General features: G+C 29.5%; 14 protein-coding genes and 1 riboswitch. Of the genes, 6 read left to right on the top strand and 8 right to left on the bottom strand.

Annotation, left to right across the window (positions count from 1 at the left end; genetic code table 11):
- Nucleotides 1-3 precede the first annotated feature (3 nt).
- Nucleotides 4-1,020, bottom strand: coding sequence for a homocysteine S-methyltransferase family protein (locus C8N27_RS00230; RefSeq protein WP_121145652.1), 1,017 nt, complete (start codon nt 1,018-1,020; stop codon nt 4-6).
- A 50-nt stretch (nt 1,021-1,070) separates the two neighbouring features.
- Nucleotides 1,071-1,175, bottom strand: a riboswitch (SAM riboswitch).
- Nucleotides 1,176-1,612: 437 nt separating this feature from the next.
- On the opposite strand from C8N27_RS00230, the gene C8N27_RS00225 reads away from it, so the two are divergent.
- The 6 genes from C8N27_RS00225 (at nt 1,613) to C8N27_RS00200 (ending at nt 6,706) form a co-directional block, all read left to right on the top strand.
- A complete protein-coding gene (locus C8N27_RS00225) occupies nt 1,613-2,695 on the top strand; it encodes an efflux RND transporter periplasmic adaptor subunit (protein ID WP_121145650.1) in 1,083 nt (360 codons plus the stop codon).
- A complete protein-coding gene (locus C8N27_RS00220; protein WP_121145648.1) occupies nt 2,695-3,954 on the top strand; it encodes an ABC transporter permease in 1,260 nt (419 codons plus the stop codon). Before C8N27_RS00225 ends, C8N27_RS00220 begins: the two co-directional genes overlap by 1 nt.
- The gene (locus tag C8N27_RS00215) at nt 3,955-4,638 is read left to right on the top strand and encodes an ABC transporter ATP-binding protein (RefSeq protein ID WP_028891821.1); all 684 of its coding nucleotides are present in this window, start codon (nt 3,955-3,957) and stop codon (nt 4,636-4,638) included. It begins immediately after the preceding gene.
- A gap of 250 nt (nt 4,639-4,888) precedes the next feature.
- Nucleotides 4,889-5,257: an immunity protein Imm33 domain-containing protein gene (locus tag C8N27_RS00210; protein WP_121145646.1), complete on the top strand. Its 369-nt coding sequence runs from the start codon at nt 4,889-4,891 to the stop codon at nt 5,255-5,257.
- 170 nt (nt 5,258-5,427) lie between these two features.
- Nucleotides 5,428-6,111 (top strand): DUF6891 domain-containing protein, encoded by a 684-nt coding sequence (locus C8N27_RS00205; RefSeq protein ID WP_121145643.1) that lies wholly within the window; start codon nt 5,428-5,430, stop codon nt 6,109-6,111.
- Between the two features lie 139 nt (nt 6,112-6,250).
- On the top strand, nt 6,251-6,706 hold the full coding sequence (locus C8N27_RS00200) for a DUF3291 domain-containing protein (RefSeq protein WP_121145641.1): 456 nt from the start codon (nt 6,251-6,253) through the stop codon (nt 6,704-6,706).
- A 321-nt stretch (nt 6,707-7,027) separates the two neighbouring features.
- Here the strand turns inward: C8N27_RS00200 and C8N27_RS00195 are convergent, their stop codons facing one another.
- From C8N27_RS00195 to C8N27_RS00165, 7 genes are all read right to left on the bottom strand, one after another.
- Nucleotides 7,028-7,441, bottom strand: a complete 414-nt coding sequence (locus C8N27_RS00195) for a hypothetical protein (RefSeq protein WP_147431685.1) — start codon at nt 7,439-7,441, stop codon at nt 7,028-7,030.
- A 4-nt stretch (nt 7,442-7,445) separates the two neighbouring features.
- Entirely contained in the window at nt 7,446-9,659 is a 2,214-nt protein-coding gene (locus C8N27_RS00190) for a peptidase domain-containing ABC transporter (RefSeq protein ID WP_121145637.1), read from the bottom strand.
- Between the two features lie 15 nt (nt 9,660-9,674).
- Nucleotides 9,675-10,778 carry a hypothetical protein gene (locus C8N27_RS00185; protein WP_121145635.1) on the bottom strand — a complete coding sequence of 368 codons (1,104 nt, stop codon included), beginning with the start codon at nt 10,776-10,778 and terminating at the stop codon, nt 9,675-9,677.
- A gap of 2 nt (nt 10,779-10,780) precedes the next feature.
- On the bottom strand, nt 10,781-11,974 hold the full coding sequence (locus C8N27_RS00180) for a radical SAM protein (RefSeq protein WP_121145633.1): 1,194 nt from the start codon (nt 11,972-11,974) through the stop codon (nt 10,781-10,783).
- 61 nt (nt 11,975-12,035) lie between these two features.
- A complete protein-coding gene (locus C8N27_RS00175) occupies nt 12,036-12,221 on the bottom strand; it encodes a hypothetical protein (RefSeq protein ID WP_121145632.1) in 186 nt (61 codons plus the stop codon).
- An 89-nt stretch (nt 12,222-12,310) separates the two neighbouring features.
- The gene (locus tag C8N27_RS00170; RefSeq protein WP_121145630.1) at nt 12,311-14,719 is read right to left on the bottom strand and encodes an outer membrane beta-barrel family protein; all 2,409 of its coding nucleotides are present in this window, start codon (nt 14,717-14,719) and stop codon (nt 12,311-12,313) included.
- 51 nt (nt 14,720-14,770) lie between these two features.
- The gene (locus C8N27_RS00165; RefSeq protein ID WP_121145628.1) at nt 14,771-15,421 is read right to left on the bottom strand and encodes a hypothetical protein; all 651 of its coding nucleotides are present in this window, start codon (nt 15,419-15,421) and stop codon (nt 14,771-14,773) included.
- Nucleotides 15,422-15,496: the final 75 nt, after the last annotated feature.

The following is a 15,496-nucleotide window of genomic DNA, read 5'->3' as shown; positions in this document are numbered from 1 at the left end:
CTACTAACTATTTTGTACTGTTGCAATAAATTCAGCTTTACGTGGTTTGTACTTCGCAGCTACTGCTGCAATGGCTGAAATATGTTTTGGTGTGGTACCACAGCACCCTCCTATAATGTTTATTAAATTTTTCTTTAAATATTCTTCTATTTGCTCCGCTGTTTCTTCTGGAGTTTCGTCATATTCTCCAAAGGCATTGGGTAATCCTGCATTTGGATGAGCAGAAATAGCAAAGTCTGTTTTAGAGGCTATCGCCTCTAAGTGAGGCTGTAATAAATTGGCTCCTAAAGCGCAATTGAACCCTACCGACAGCAGCGGAATATGAGATACAGAAATTAAAAAAGCCTCGGCTGTTTGTCCTGACAATGTTCTTCCTGAAGCATCTGTAATGGTTCCAGAAATCATGATAGGAATTTCTATGTTTCGTTCAGCTTTTACCTCTTCAATAGCAAATAAAGCGGCTTTTGCATTTAAGGTATCAAACACAGTTTCTACTAACAAAATATCTGAACCGCCATCTATCAACGCTTCTACTTGTTGTTTATACGCAATTCGTAACTCATCAAAAGTTACGGCTCTGTATCCTGGATCATTTACATCTGGCGACATGCTTGCCGTACGGTTGGTAGGTCCTATAGAGCCTGCCACAAATCGAGGTTTGTGTGGTTCTTTGGCAGTGAACTCCTCAGCTACTTCTTTGGCTATTTTGGCAGATTCATAATTTAACTCATATACCAAATCTTCCATTTGGTAATCTGCCATGGCAATAGTAGTTCCTGAAAAAGTGTTGGTTTCTACAATGTCAGCTCCTGCAGCAAAGTATTTTCTATGAACTTCTTTTACTGCTTCTGGTTGTGTGATGGACAACAAATCGTTGTTTCCTTGTAACGGTGTTGGGTAGTCTTTAAAACGTTCTCCGCGAAAGTCTTCTTCAGTAAACTTATATTCCTGAAGCATGGTTCCCATAGCGCCATCGAGCACGAGAATTCGTTTTTGTATTTCTTGATAAATGTTTGACATTCCTGATATTTAGTGTAATGTTATCAGGAAAAGAGGAAGTAAAATTCTTTTCGTTATCTCTCTGCCGAAGCAGTAGAATGTAGCACCTTCTTTGTTTGCACAAAGGGTTGCTAAGGTTTCAAAGGGTCTATTCCCTCCACCTTTCTTGATAACATCAATACGTTAATGAACGGGGCAAAGTTATAGTATTATTTTTTATTTACCCAATTTTTATTTTAGAATTAAATTGATAAGAGAAAAAGAACATTTAGCTGTTTGAACAAAAACCGCTTGATTTATTGTTTTCAAGATAATTCAACGTGTCCATTAACAACCTTATAACTTTCTGTTATTCAAAAGTAAACATTTTAGAAAAAATTACTCAATTGTTATTTGTTTTACTTTTCTAAAGCATTTTTTGCTAACTTTAAGCTAAATTGAAAAATAAATACCAATAGTGTGTAATAAGTATGAGGAAAACACTTATTCAAAATGTTTTTTACTCGCTTACGACTAACTTCTCTACAGAAAATAATTGTTAGCAAGTCTCATAGCTATCTATACACTAGTTTTTGTACTTTATATAAAAAACATAGCTCTTACCATATTGATAATGAAATTTGAACAAAAATTATTTCTCTCCTTAATATTTTCCTTAACACTCTATTCTTGTACAAACAAAAAGGAGTCAACAACGCCTGAAACTAAAAATATTACTGAAAGTGTTTACGCAACAGGTTTTATAAAAGCTAAAAACCAATACGAGGTTTTTGGCCAAACAACTGGTGTTATAGAAAAAATATTTGTGCAGGAAGGTGCTCATGTAAAAAAAGGAACTCCTCTTTTTCAAATAGATAATAAGAATTTGAAAATCGCAACCGAAAATGCTAAACTAGTATCCTTTGCTGCCGATTATACGAGGAATAAAGACAAATTGCTTGATGCAGAAAAAACTATTGATCTCGCAAAGAAAAATCTCATTTATGATTCATTGCAGTTTCAAAGACAAAAAAATCTTTGGAGTAAGAATATAGGAAGTAAGTTACAGTACGAACAAAAAGAGTTAAACTATCAAAGGTCTAAAGCAGAATATATAAAAGCAAAAACTAATTATAACGACCTCAAACGTCAATTAAAATTAGCTTCTGGTCAAAGCAAAAATAATTTAGAAATTGCTCAATTAAAGGAAGACGATTTTGTAGTGAAAAGTGAGATAAATGGTTTAGTTTATCAAATTAACAAAGAAGAAGGAGAAATAAATCGTGGTGAAAAACCTGTTGCAATTATTGGTACTGAAGATTTTATTATAGAATTAAGTATTGACGAGAAAGACATTGTTAAGATAAAAAAAGGACAACAAGTTATTATACGAATGGACAGTTATAAATCACAAGTTTTTGAAGCTAAAGTTATTTCTATTGAACCGATGATGAATATTAGAACACGTTCATTCCAAGCTGAAGCTATTTTCACCAATAAGCCTACTAAACTTTTCCCTAACCTCTCTTTAGAAGCAAACATCATTATCCAAACAAAACAAAATGCCTTAACAATACCAAGAAAGTATATAATAAATGATACTTATGTTATGTTAGAGGGCGGGCAGCTTCAAAAAGTAGAAACTGGTTTAATGGATTATGAGTTAGTTGAAATTATCAGTGGAATAGATAAATCTACAAAGATTCAATTACCATAATGAAATATAAATACCTTATAGAAATTGCGGGTGCACTTATGCTTGCTCGTTGGAAACAAACCCTTGTTGCAGCTATTGGCGTTACTTTTAGTATTGCTCTTTTTGTAGCGCTACTAGGGTTTATGGAGGGACTTAACAATTTATTAGATGGAATAGTTTTAAATCGTACACCACACATTCGTTTGTATAATGATATCAAGCCTTCTAAACAACAACCCATAGATTTAAGTGAAAAATATAAAAATTATCACAATTATATTAGCTCAATAAAACCAGCGAATACTCGTATAGAAATATATAATGCTCAACAAATTATAAATAAACTTAAAAAGGATGATCGTGTTGAAGGTGTTGCTGCAAAAATAACAACACAAGTCTTTTACAATTTCGGAAATATTGACCTTAATGGAATTATCAATGGTATAGAAGTTAATCAGGAGTCAGCACTTTTTGCATTTAGTGATTATGTAATGGAAGGAAATTACCAAGATCTCGAGAAAGTCCCCAATAGCATAATTCTTGGATATAGCGCAGCGGAAATTATCAATGCAAAAATAGGAGATCTTATAACGGTTACTTCAACTGAAGGAGAACAGTTTTATTTAAAAGTAGTCGGTTTTTTTCAGTCAGGTTTGGTTGAAATTGATAAAGTACAAAGCTTTACCAGCTTACAAACAACAAGAAAACTACTCGGTGTAAACAGCAATTACATCAGTGATATTCAAATAAAACTCAAAAACCTAAACGAGGCTCCTGCTTTAGCTAATGAGTATGAAACATTTTTTAATGTTAATGCAGAAGACATTCAAACAGCCAATGCTCAATTTGAAACAGGTAGTAGCGTACGTTCTATTATTTCATATGCTGTTGGCATCACATTATTGATTGTTTCAGGGTTTGGAATCTATAACATCCTTAATATGTTAATTTATGAAAAAATGGATACCATTGCCATTCTTAAAGCTACGGGGTTTGCAGGTAACGATGTAAAGAATATATTTATTACTATCTCCTTAAGCATTGGCATTGCTGGAGCTTTAGGAGGGTTATCATTTGGTTTTCTATTATCCTTGGGCATCGATTCAATTCCTTTCAATACCCCTTCATTACCCAAAGTAAACACCTACCCTATTGATTATGGAATACAGTACTATACTATAGCAGTAGTATTTGCAATGGCAACAACTTTCCTGGCGGGCTGGATGCCTGCTAAAAAGGCTAGTAAAGTAGACCCAGTAATTATTATAAGAGGAAAATAAATGGAAAAGAATATTGTACTAGAAGCACATTCCATCTTTAAATCATTCTATAATCCAGTTAGAGTTGATATTTTAAAAGATGTATCATTTAGCTTAAATCGTGGTGAGTTTACTTCTATTGTTGGTAGGTCAGGTAGCGGAAAATCCACATTACTCTATATTCTATCTACCATGGATACAGACTTTACAGGTGAGCTTATAGTTGATGGTTCATCTGTACATACTAAAACGGAAAAAGAACTAGCTGCCATACGAAATGAAAAAATTGGTTTTGTATTTCAATTTCATTATTTACTAAACGAGTTTAGTGCTTTAAAGAATGTAATGCTTCCTGGGTTCAAATTAAATAAAGTGAGCCAAGAAGAATTAGAACACAACGCTTATGCTTTTTTAAAAGATTTGGGTATTGAAAAGTTAGCAAACACAATGGCTTATAAATTATCTGGGGGTGAAAAACAACGAGTTGCTATTGCTCGTGCTATGATAAATGATCCTCTTATTATTATGTGTGATGAACCTACAGGGAATTTAGACAGTAAAAACGCAGACATTGTTTTTAATATATTTAAAGAACTGACAGAGACCTATAACAAAACACTCTTAATGGTGACACATGATTTAGATTTTGCTGAAAAAACAGATCGTATTATTGAATTGGATGACGGAAAAATTGTTAGGATATAAATTATTAAACTATGATAAAATAGTAGTTTTTAAAATGAAATAATTTCTATAACAGTATCCTATTATCCAAACCTTTGACACCCTATTATAACCTTACTTCTTTGTATGATTTTTTATTTTGTCATATATTAGATGCTTGAAACAAGACAAATAAAATTGCTAAAACTTCCGTTTATCACCTTCAATACTCCGGATAAAAGTAATTTTTGTTCTCTTATAACAAGTTGCCACACATTTGAACACACCCCTTATGGAAAACAAAATAGTTGGAATATTAAATAAGCATTTTGACGAACAAAAACAGATTTGCAAAAAATATAATTCTGACTTTACTCAAATTGACGAAAAACTTTTCATCGGACTTGCAACGGATTTGAAACTTGAACCAGTAAACGGACTTCGCCATCCCGAGCATGGAAAAATGAACGGCTGGTATATTTGGAGTGGCGAGTGGTCAGATTCTGATGATTTTTTCCAACCTCTATGTTTAGAACATCTGATTGAATTAAAACCTGAAATAATAAAATATCTCGGACTTGATATTGGATATCGCTTTTTGATTGACAATAAGGGACACGAAGACGTTTGGTTTGACCAAAACATAACTGAATTAAAATAAAAAACGTGTGGTAACAACGTGTATAATTCATTGCTTTTGATTTTCCTACGGAAAATCCTCGCGCTGAATTATTGCCAGTTTTTATTTATTAACTTAGTGCCAAACCCACGCAAAAAATCATACACAAACCGTTGTGTGTAATGCGAAAAAATGATGAACTTCAATAAAGAATGAAACAAGAAATTAAAGACGAAGCAATAGAACAACTAGAAAAGGATGTACTTTTTGGGTTTGAAAACGGAGATAATTTACTTGAAAGCATAAGTGAAATGTTTTACGATGAAAGTAACTTCGATGAAGAATGGTTAAAACAAGAAATCGATAGTCGATTAAAAAAACATAAAGCTGATAGTCTAAAATGGGAAAAGCCAACTGATTTTGACAGATTAGTAAAATCCTTTGACGAACTTAATAAAAATAAAATTGTTTCTCTTCACAAAGCAGGTTACACGAAAAGCGACGGTGAAGATGACTGTTCTGAAATTATTGCGGAACTGAAAGAAATTGGTATTAATGCTAAAGGTTATTGCTTCTACCATACTCAAGATTTAGAAAGAGCAATTGGAGAACAAAAAATGTTATTTATTGCATTTGACAGCCATAATCGGGAAGATGGTCTAGCAAAAGAAGTTGCCGACAAGATAATGGAGGTTTTACGAAAGAACGGATTTAACGTAAAATGGAATGGTTCATTAGATACTAGGATTGAAATTTCTGAAATAGATTGGAAAAAGACAGTTGACAACATAGACTACAATTATAGTAGAGTTTTTGAAATAATGGAAAAGTATAACAAACCTGTTAGTGTAGAAACTGAATTAAAAAGGAAAAAGTCATTTTGGAAATTGTGGTAGAAAAAATACTGCACTTAACACCATATAAAAATAATGCGTAGTTTAATACAAAATCCAAAGTTAGTGCGAATTTGGTCACTTTGATTTTCCTACGGAAAATCCTTATACAAATACGTTAACAACATAAAAAAACACACCTATGAAAAAGTACCATCTCGCTGAAATCAATGTAGCTCGAATGAAAGGAGTAAATATTGAAGATCCTATTATGAAAGAGTTTGTAGATAATTTAGACCGTGTAAACAATTTGGCTGAAAACAGTGAGGGTTTTGTTTGGAGACTAAAAGACGAGAATAATGATGCTACAAGTTTTAATCCTTATAATGACGAACAGGTAATTATTAATGTTTCTGTTTGGGAATCTATTGAGACTTTGGGGGATTTTGTGTACAAGACTTTTCATACAGATTTCTTGAAAAGAAGAAAAGAATGGTTTCATTCCTACGGAAAAGTATACACTGCAATGTGGTGGATACCTGAAGGTGAATACCCTACTATACAAGAAGCTGTTGATAAATTAGATTATCTACAAAAAAACGGTGCTTCAGAAGTAGCTTTTGATTTCAGAAATAAAATTCCAATGCCAAAAGAGTAACTAACAACTTAATTCTTAGCGAAACTAGCTAATGATTATACTTCTACATTTTTGTTTGTTTCTATTTTTATTTCTTTAACTACTTCCTAAAAGAAGTAAAAATACTTCTGTAAATAAATTCCAAGTAGAAAAGTTATAACTTCTAAAAGAAATATATCAATCAAAAACAAAATCCGTTCCTAGCATATTGAAAACACCACATAATTAACTAACAAAACAACTTATTAACTTTTTTTTCAAGAACAACCTAATAATATTTTTTAGCGAATTATGCCATTTAAGTGTGCGTTATTAGCATACTTATTAAGGTGAGATTAGTGATTAATTTATATCACCCACAATTATTTCTAATAGGCTTTTTTTTTGGAATACTTCAATTTTAAGAGTGTCTTTTACATTAAACGTACCCGAATAATAAGAAGGAATTTTGATGACTATATTTTTTTGGTTAGAGACAATATTCAAGTCACTTATTCTAATAGGTTTTGAATCTCCTATAAGTATGTATTCAACTTCGTTAATATTAATTTCGTCATTTAGAGTTTTACTAAGGAATAAAGAGCCTGACTCAACATGAACATTAGTGCTAAGTTTATATTGAAAATGAATTAATTTTATACTTAAAATAATTACTATAGCTACAATTATAGCCATAATTAAAATCCCCCAACGCAAAATCCAACTAGGAATTGATTCTAAAACAGCAGCTGTTTCAGGGGCTTTATTTTTTGTCAAATTGTTATACTCCAAGTTCTAATTGATTTTTTATTAAACTGTAATATCTTTCTTTATTTATAACAAGTTCTTCATGTGTACCTATTTCGCTTATCTGTCCATTATTCATAACAATTATTTGATCTGCATTTTTCACGGTACTTAATCTATGTGCTACTATAACAACTGTTTTTCCTTTATAAACTTTTTCTAAATTATTAATAATTACTTTTTCATTTTCTGCATCCAAAGAGTTTGTAGCCTCATCAAAAAACAAGTAATCAGGATTCTTATATACTGCTCTTGCAATCAATAACCTTTGTTTCTGTCCTTGACTTAAACCTATTCCATATTGCCCTATCTTAGTCCCATATTTTAAAGGTAATTGATCTATGAAGTCATGAATGTTTGCTATTTTACAAGCCTCAACAAGTTTTTTATGGTCAGTGGACTGGTAATCTGGTTCATTTAAAGCTATATTATTTGCAATACTATCAGAAAAGATAAAACTATCTTGAAGTACTGCTCCACACTTATTTCTCCAATAGCTACTGTTAATACTTCCTAAATTTGTATTATTAACTAAAATTTCTCCATAAGTTGGGTCGTAAAATTTTAATAATAGCTTTAGTAAAGTAGTTTTTCCACTACCACTAACCCCAACAATAGCTGTAATTTTTTCTTTAGGAATTACTAAACTTACATTATTTATAACTGACTCTTTAATTCTTCCAGAATAAGAAAATTTTAATTTGTCTATTTTTATATCTTGAACTCCAGTCTCTTTTAAAGTATCTTCAAAAGTTTGTTTTTCATCTTCTTTTTCATGAATTTCTATAAGCCTATCAATACTTAACTTAGCTAATTGACCTTGAAGAATAAAATTAATTAACTGACTTATAGGGGCATTCATTTGACCAATAATAAAAAGAATCGCCATCATAGACCCTAAAGTTAACTCTCCTTTAATAGTTAAATATGCTGAGAAAAAAGTGATTAGAATAATCTGTAGATAGCTAAAAAAACGTTGTCCTCCTTCTTGGACTTGTTTTAATTTTAACTTTTTTAAAGATACATCAAATCTATTTAACTGTATTCTCTCCCATTCCCATCTTTTTTTATCTTCTATATTGTTTAGCTTTATATCCTGAATTCCAGTTATAAGTTCAAATACCTTATTTTGATCTTCTGAATTTAATGAAAAACTTTTTTGATCTAATATTCTTACTTTTTTTAGAAAATAAAATATCCAACTTAACTCTATTGTAATTCCAATTAGAAAAATCATAAATATTATTTTACTAAAAACAAACAATACAGCACTAAAAACCGCTAAACTAAAAAATGAAAATACACTTTTTAATAATGAAGTAGATATAAATCGCTCTACTCTTTCATGATCCCTAATTCTTTGATTTAAATCTCCTGTTATTTTATATGTAAAAAAACTAATAGGCAACTTCATTATTTTTACAAAAAAATCCGATATAATGAAAATGTTAATCCTACTACTAACGTGTATAAGTATATGAGCTCTTAAAAACTCAATTCCAACATTTAATACAAACAAAAGAATCTGGAATCCTAAAACAAATATTAAAAAACTTATATTGTTATTTTTTATTCCAAAATCAATGATAGATTTTGTTATAAAAGGAAAAATAAATTGTAACAAACTTCCTAGAAAAAAACCTAATAATAGTTGTCCTACATGATATTTATAGAATAAAAAATATTTCTTTAAAAAATGGAAAGCGTTAAATTTTTTTTCTGAAACCTGTTTAATTCCAGTTTCCTTAAAGAAACCCTCATTAGGCTCTAATAAAAGAGCTATTCCTTTTTTCTTATCTTCTACTTTTTTTTCAGATAACCAACCTCTTAAAAACTCTGCCTTAGTGTATTTAGTTTTCCCAAAAGAAGGATCAGCTACATACACATATTTTTTTGTGAATTTATATACAACTATATAATGATTCTGATTCCAATGCGCTACAAAAGGTAAAGGAGCTTTATTTTCAATTGATTCAAAGTCTGTTTTTATTATCAAAGATTTGTAATTAAGCTTAGATGCTAAATCATTTAATACATTTATAGACATTCCATTGTAAGAAAGACTTTCCTTATCTAAGTCACTAAAAATCAGTTTTTTTCCATAATATTTACTTATTATTCTTAGACAAGTAGGCCCACAATCTCGACTTGATATTTGATAAAAAAAAGGAAACTTATTTACAATCATTAATTATTTTTCTTATTATATAAATTTATTTTTAATTAAAGTTAATTCTCTAAAGGTAGTTGAATTTATAATATTCTTATATGGATTAATATCTAATTTATTAAATCCATTTTCTATAAAAGTAACCCTTTCTTCAGCGTATTTTTTACTAAGGTTTATTGGTTTTGTCTTCCAAAAATTATATAATCCATACCAAACATATATAGCTTGAACTAAATTTCTTATTGTTAATAAATTATTAGTCCATGGAGAATAAATTTTTCTCCCAAATGCTTTAGATACTTTTCTACTAGGTTGCCATTCATTAAATATATCTATAATAGTTAATGTACCATGAATAGCCTCGTGTACCATAGCATCAGCTATAACCTCGTCTTCTACTGTATGCGCATTTGTTATTATCACCCTATTAATATGTCTTGAATCTGTACCAGAAGTGAATAGCTTTTCGTTGCGAGTTTTTTTCAGCATCAAAACATTTGTATAGGTATGAATAAAATTTTTAAAACATTCATCTAGCTTATCAAAAACCCTATTCATTTTATTTGCTACAAGATCAGCTTCTTCAAAAGAATACAATTTAGGTTCTAACCCTTCAGAGCTATAATGATCCTTATCTTTAGAGTTTATTAAGTTAAAATGACTAAAAAAATCTTGTGGTATTGTAGTGTTTGATAAAGTAGGATGCTCAAAAGTAGAGAAGCTTCTCGTATCATTATCATACGAAATCATAAAGGAACCGTCAGCCGACCAAAGACTTTCTCCAAATTTTTCAACATCAAATGCTCCTGTCTTTTTTGCTCTCTCCGTTTCAATTAATCTTAATAAAAAATAATTTATATTAATATTGGATAAAGTTTCATCAGGCACAAATAACATACTCAAAACTTCTGGTGCCTTTATTAAGCTCTTTTGTTCTGCATTTGACAACTCATTAAAGTATTTTTTTACATCTGGATAGTTATCTATCAGTTTTATAAATTCAACCTCTACCAATTTATAAAAATTATTTTTTATTAAATCATTAAGCTCCTGAGCTTCTTCTGTATAAAACATTAGAGCTTTTTCAGCCAATCTTATATCAATATTTTCATTAACGCTTTGTTCTTTTAGTAACATAATTATTTTATTTTATTATACTCTAATTCTTTTATTCCTGATTCTTTGACAAAACTTTCAGGTAGTTTAGATATTATTTTATTTTGAATATGTATAATTAATTTGTATAAATTAGCACAATACACACTAGGGTTATCAAATTTATTTTCACTGGAGAATCGATGCGGTAAATTACCTCCTCCACAAATATCTTTTACTACACAATCTTGACATTTTTCAGATAGTATCTTATGACTCAAATGATAAGACCTTGCCAAAGGTGTATTTAAAGCTTCATCAAAAGATGTATTTTTCACATTTGCGTCTCCCTTAGTAAAGCCATCTCCACATATTTTTAAAACATCTAAAGATTCAATATCTCCATTAGTTTCAATTACTAATGCATCAGTTGTTCTAGTACCAAACTCATCTGCTGCTACTTCAACACCAAGAACCAAGTAAATAAGACTTCTAAACATTCCTATATCTAGACGATTACTATTATCTTCAAACCACATGTCAAATAAACTAATAAGCCAATCTGCGTATATAGTTTCACTGTAATTTAAGCCTAAACCCTCTGGTGGGTTATCATAATTCCCATCAGGTAAAAGAAAGTTCATCCATGCAACATCTAACTCCTTTAAAAAGCTATACATTTCTTGAGGAGGAATTTCTATATTTACTACAGATAAAATTCCAAGTGGAATTTTTCCGTAATTTTTTACCACATTAATTCCCTTTATTATGTTGTCAAATGAACCTCTATTAGAATGGTCTACTCTATTTATATCGTTATAATTTTTTGGACCATCAATACTAATACCTATTCTTATTCTTAACCTATTAAACAATTCACACCATTCTTCATTTAATAGCACTCCGTTTGTTTGGATAGTGAATCTTGCTTCCGTATCTATATCTCTGAAATTAACAACCACTTTTTCAACAAAGTATTCAAAAAACTCTTTCCCTGCCAACAAAGGCTCTCCACCATGAAAGATAAAAGTAAACGCTTTGCTTTTATGCAATGTACAATGTTCTTTAGTTTTACTGATAAAAGCATCAATAGTTTCTGTTGACATTTTCTTAGGCTGTAATAAGTATGATTTATCTCCTTTGTTATATACATAACAATAGCTACAATTCAAATTACATCTACTGGCTATTTTTAAAATAGCATACCTACATTTTAAAGTTGCTTCTATTAATTCCATGTTTTCCAGTTTAATTATATTGGGGCGATTAAAAACCACCCCAATATTTTTTAGATAAATCTTATTTAGTTAGTACTGCAGGCTCAAGCTCAGCTGAACTTCTTGACCATGATGATCTAGACCATGCTGTATCATCTGTTTGACCTGCTCCAACTACGTCTAAAGCATCTACTAATTTTTCATTTTCGAATGAAGTCATTGATTTTGCTAATGCTTCGCGATCCTTTTGTGAAAATTTGATTTTCATAATTTTAAATTGTTTTGTTAATTAATTTTCCCCTAGTTAGTTTTACATCATAATAGGCTATTTGGATATCATTTATCGATAAATAACTTTTATAATCTTTTTTTCTCTTCGGATTTACGTTCTCTTTTTCTTTTCCTTTTATTCTTAGAATTCCCAAACCTGTAAGACAAAGAAAACCTGACATATTGATTCTCTGGATTTTCTCTAAAAATGTGGTTTTGCATAGCATATTTAGATTCTAAGGTGTATTTATTCGTATCAAAAATATCAGCTATATATATTGACATAGTCGCTTTGTTTTTAAAAAACTTCTTTTTCACTCCTATTGACACTTCCCCCATCATTTTAATATTAAACCCTCCTTGAACTTTTGGTGAAAAATATCTAGTTGTAAGTTCTAGTGATAAATTATGTTCTTTAGAAATTTGAAACTCATTCCATAAATAAGAATCTATATTTACTCTTTGATTTCTTATTAATTGATTACCATCTACACCTATAAACTCATAAATTTCATTATATAAGTTCAAATCAAAATACATTCTCCAAAAACTATAAACATTAAACGAAGTATTAAATACCACTCCAAAAGCTACATTACTATTTAAATTCTCTGCTTTGTATTTAAAAACACGTGTTTCATTGTCTTGAATCGATAGTTGAGTAAAAGGACTTTTTGTATAACTAAAATAACCTGTTAAAAAGTATTTATTCTTTAAACTATAAGTTACATCTATATTATCAGAAAAAGAAGGTTGTAAAAAAGGGCTTCCTTCTATAAAACTGTATGGGCTAATAAAAAATTGAAAAGGGTTTAATAATTTAAACTTAGGTCTTTTAATTCTTCTACTATAAGATAATCCTAATGAACTTTTATTTTTTAGTTTATATTGCAAAAAAGCTGAAGGGAATAACTCAAAGTAATTATTATTAGTAATTTGATTTAACGTTACTGAATTACCTATAGTTTTAGTATACTCTCCTCTTAATCCTACTTTAATAGAAAAACTATCAAAACCCTTACTATAAGAAAAGTAAGCTGCATACGTATCCTCATCGTATATAAATTGGTTACTTCTAGTACTATCAAATATTAAATCACCTTGAGTATTTTTAGTAAAATAAATTAAATTATTATCTGTTTTTATCGAATTAAATTTAAAACCTGTTTCTAAATTAGAAGTAGAATCAATAGGCTCTATGTAATCTAACTTTGAAGTGTATATTTTAATACTTTGCTTGTTATGAGAAGTAAAATATTCGTTTTTATCAAAATTATTCTCTGGTTTGTAAAAATCTGTACTAACTTCTTGCCCTCCTTTTGTTGCATAATCAATATGATCAAAATTAAAACTTAACGAACGTCCTTTTCTTTTAAGTTTTTGATTATAGTTTATGTTATAAGAAATGTTTTTAGTATCTCTATCTGAGTTATTATTATTAATAAAAAAAGATTCTAAAGTGTTCTGATTATCTAAAACATTTGTCCTAGTTTTATTAATTATTTCTCTATAGGGAACAAGATTACCATCTATTTTTATACCTAATACACTTTTTTCAGACACCTGATAATCTAACGATGTTCTAAAGTTATGAGTGACATAATCTGTATCTCTATCGGAGTTCTCTTTCCAAAAAGAAGACGTTTCAGTCGTTGAATTAAAAAAATTAATATCGCTATTTTCTTTTACATTACTTTTTCCTTTTCCTAGGCTATAATTTGCAGAAATATTAACTTTATTATTTCTATAAAATATGTTTGCTCCATTGCTTAGTTTTGGAAATATTCCTTGTGTATATCTTGAAAAAAACTCTCCATTATATCCTACCTTTTTTTTCTTTTTTAAAGAAATATTTAATATAGCGTTTCCTTCTGCATCATATTTAGCAGGTGGATTTGTAATAACTTCTATTAAATTAATTTCACTAGCAGACATCCCTTCCAGCATATTTTTTAACTCATCTAATGATAATTGTACAGGACGTTCATCAATCATAACTAAAACACCTGATTTACCAAAAACCTGCAAAGTTCCAGATGACGAAGCTATCACTCCTGGTGTTTTATTCAAAACCTCCCATGCATTTCCTTCTGAAAGAATTGTATTCTTTACATTAAATTCTATTCTATCTACTTTTCTCTTAATCACAGGTTTCTTTGCATTCACAACAACTTCATCTAAATTATTCTTACTTTCTTCTAGAATTAGAATTCCAAAATCATGATTATCATCTATTGAAATTTCTTTTAACCAATTCTTACATCCTAAAAAACTAATTGATAATTTATACTCTCCTTCTTTTACTGATAAGCTAAACCTTCCATTTACACCAGTAATTGTTCCTTTAACAATTTCATTCTTTTGGTTTGATAAAACAACATTTGCAAACTCTATTGCGGCATTTGAAGAATTTCTCACTACACCTTTAAGTTCTATTTGTGCATAAGAAGAATAAGAAAAAAATAGAATAATAAGAATAGTTCTTGATAGATTCATTTAGTTTTAATTTCTATGTTGTAAATCTATCTTCTTATGGCTATACTTTTACTACACAAAAGTGTAGTTTTTATTAAAAGTTGTTTTTTCAAGAAGCTCTTGGTTAGACACTAAATGTTTATTCTCTTCATAAAACCCAATAAGACCAGCATATGAAAAACTTACAGGGATAGTTTCAGAACCCAAGTAATTAATTGGTTTACCCACTACTTTAGCTTTTATTCCTAGTAAAGACATAACTCTTAATAATTTACTATCACATTCTGCAAAAGCAATATTTTCAATATGACTACATACTGGAGAAATTGCACAAACCATAAGTCTTTTAAACAGACTAGAATCATTTATCTCTTTTTTTATCGCAAACCTACCAATATGCCATACATCATTAAAAGACCTATCTTCAATAGTTAGTAATGGATTTATTCCAAACAAACTTTGCATAGGTAGTTTGTCTATATAATTCCATTTTAAAACCCTAATAGACCCTATAATTTTCCCTAAATGATCTCTACTAACAAAAATTTTGGAGTTTTTAACATGTCCAATTTCTTCCTCATAAACAGATAAAATATCTTTTTTGTTACTTTTAAAATCATCTTTTTTTGTGTGGTGATTAAAATTTTCTTCAACTACAAATTTTGATAAGTCATACACTTCGCTTGTGGCTAATTTTTCTACATAATTTTTGTTGAGTATCATGGTATAATGTTTTACCACCAAAACTATCTAGTTAAAACTTTCAATGTACTACACAAATTAGTAGAATATTTGTGT

This window comes from Tenacibaculum discolor (assembly GCF_003664185.1).
GTDB classification, from domain to species: domain Bacteria; phylum Bacteroidota; class Bacteroidia; order Flavobacteriales; family Flavobacteriaceae; genus Polaribacter; species Polaribacter discolor.
The sequence above is the reverse complement of the archived record's forward strand: the minus strand, read 5'-3'. Positions and strand labels throughout refer to the sequence as shown.

Coding starts and splice junctions, on each gene's coding strand:
- C8N27_RS00230 (WP_121145652.1), bottom strand. CDS start 1,020: ATGTCAAACATTTATCAAGAAATACAAAAACGAATTCTCGTGCTCGAT.
- C8N27_RS00165 (WP_121145628.1), bottom strand. CDS start 15,421: ATGATACTCAACAAAAATTATGTAGAAAAATTAGCCACAAGCGAAGTG.
- C8N27_RS00220 (WP_121145648.1), top strand. CDS start 2,695: ATGAAATATAAATACCTTATAGAAATTGCGGGTGCACTTATGCTTGCT.
- C8N27_RS00190 (WP_121145637.1), bottom strand. CDS start 9,659: ATGATTGTAAATAAGTTTCCTTTTTTTTATCAAATATCAAGTCGAGAT.
- C8N27_RS00180 (WP_121145633.1), bottom strand. CDS start 11,974: ATGGAATTAATAGAAGCAACTTTAAAATGTAGGTATGCTATTTTAAAA.
- C8N27_RS00225 (WP_121145650.1), top strand. CDS start 1,613: ATGAAATTTGAACAAAAATTATTTCTCTCCTTAATATTTTCCTTAACA.
- C8N27_RS00210 (WP_121145646.1), top strand. CDS start 4,889: ATGGAAAACAAAATAGTTGGAATATTAAATAAGCATTTTGACGAACAA.
- C8N27_RS00185 (WP_121145635.1), bottom strand. CDS start 10,778: ATGTTACTAAAAGAACAAAGCGTTAATGAAAATATTGATATAAGATTG.
- C8N27_RS00205 (WP_121145643.1), top strand. CDS start 5,428: ATGAAACAAGAAATTAAAGACGAAGCAATAGAACAACTAGAAAAGGAT.
- C8N27_RS00175 (WP_121145632.1), bottom strand. CDS start 12,221: ATGAAAATCAAATTTTCACAAAAGGATCGCGAAGCATTAGCAAAATCA.
- C8N27_RS00170 (WP_121145630.1), bottom strand. CDS start 14,719: ATGAATCTATCAAGAACTATTCTTATTATTCTATTTTTTTCTTATTCT.
- C8N27_RS00215 (WP_028891821.1), top strand. CDS start 3,955: ATGGAAAAGAATATTGTACTAGAAGCACATTCCATCTTTAAATCATTC.
- C8N27_RS00200 (WP_121145641.1), top strand. CDS start 6,251: ATGAAAAAGTACCATCTCGCTGAAATCAATGTAGCTCGAATGAAAGGA.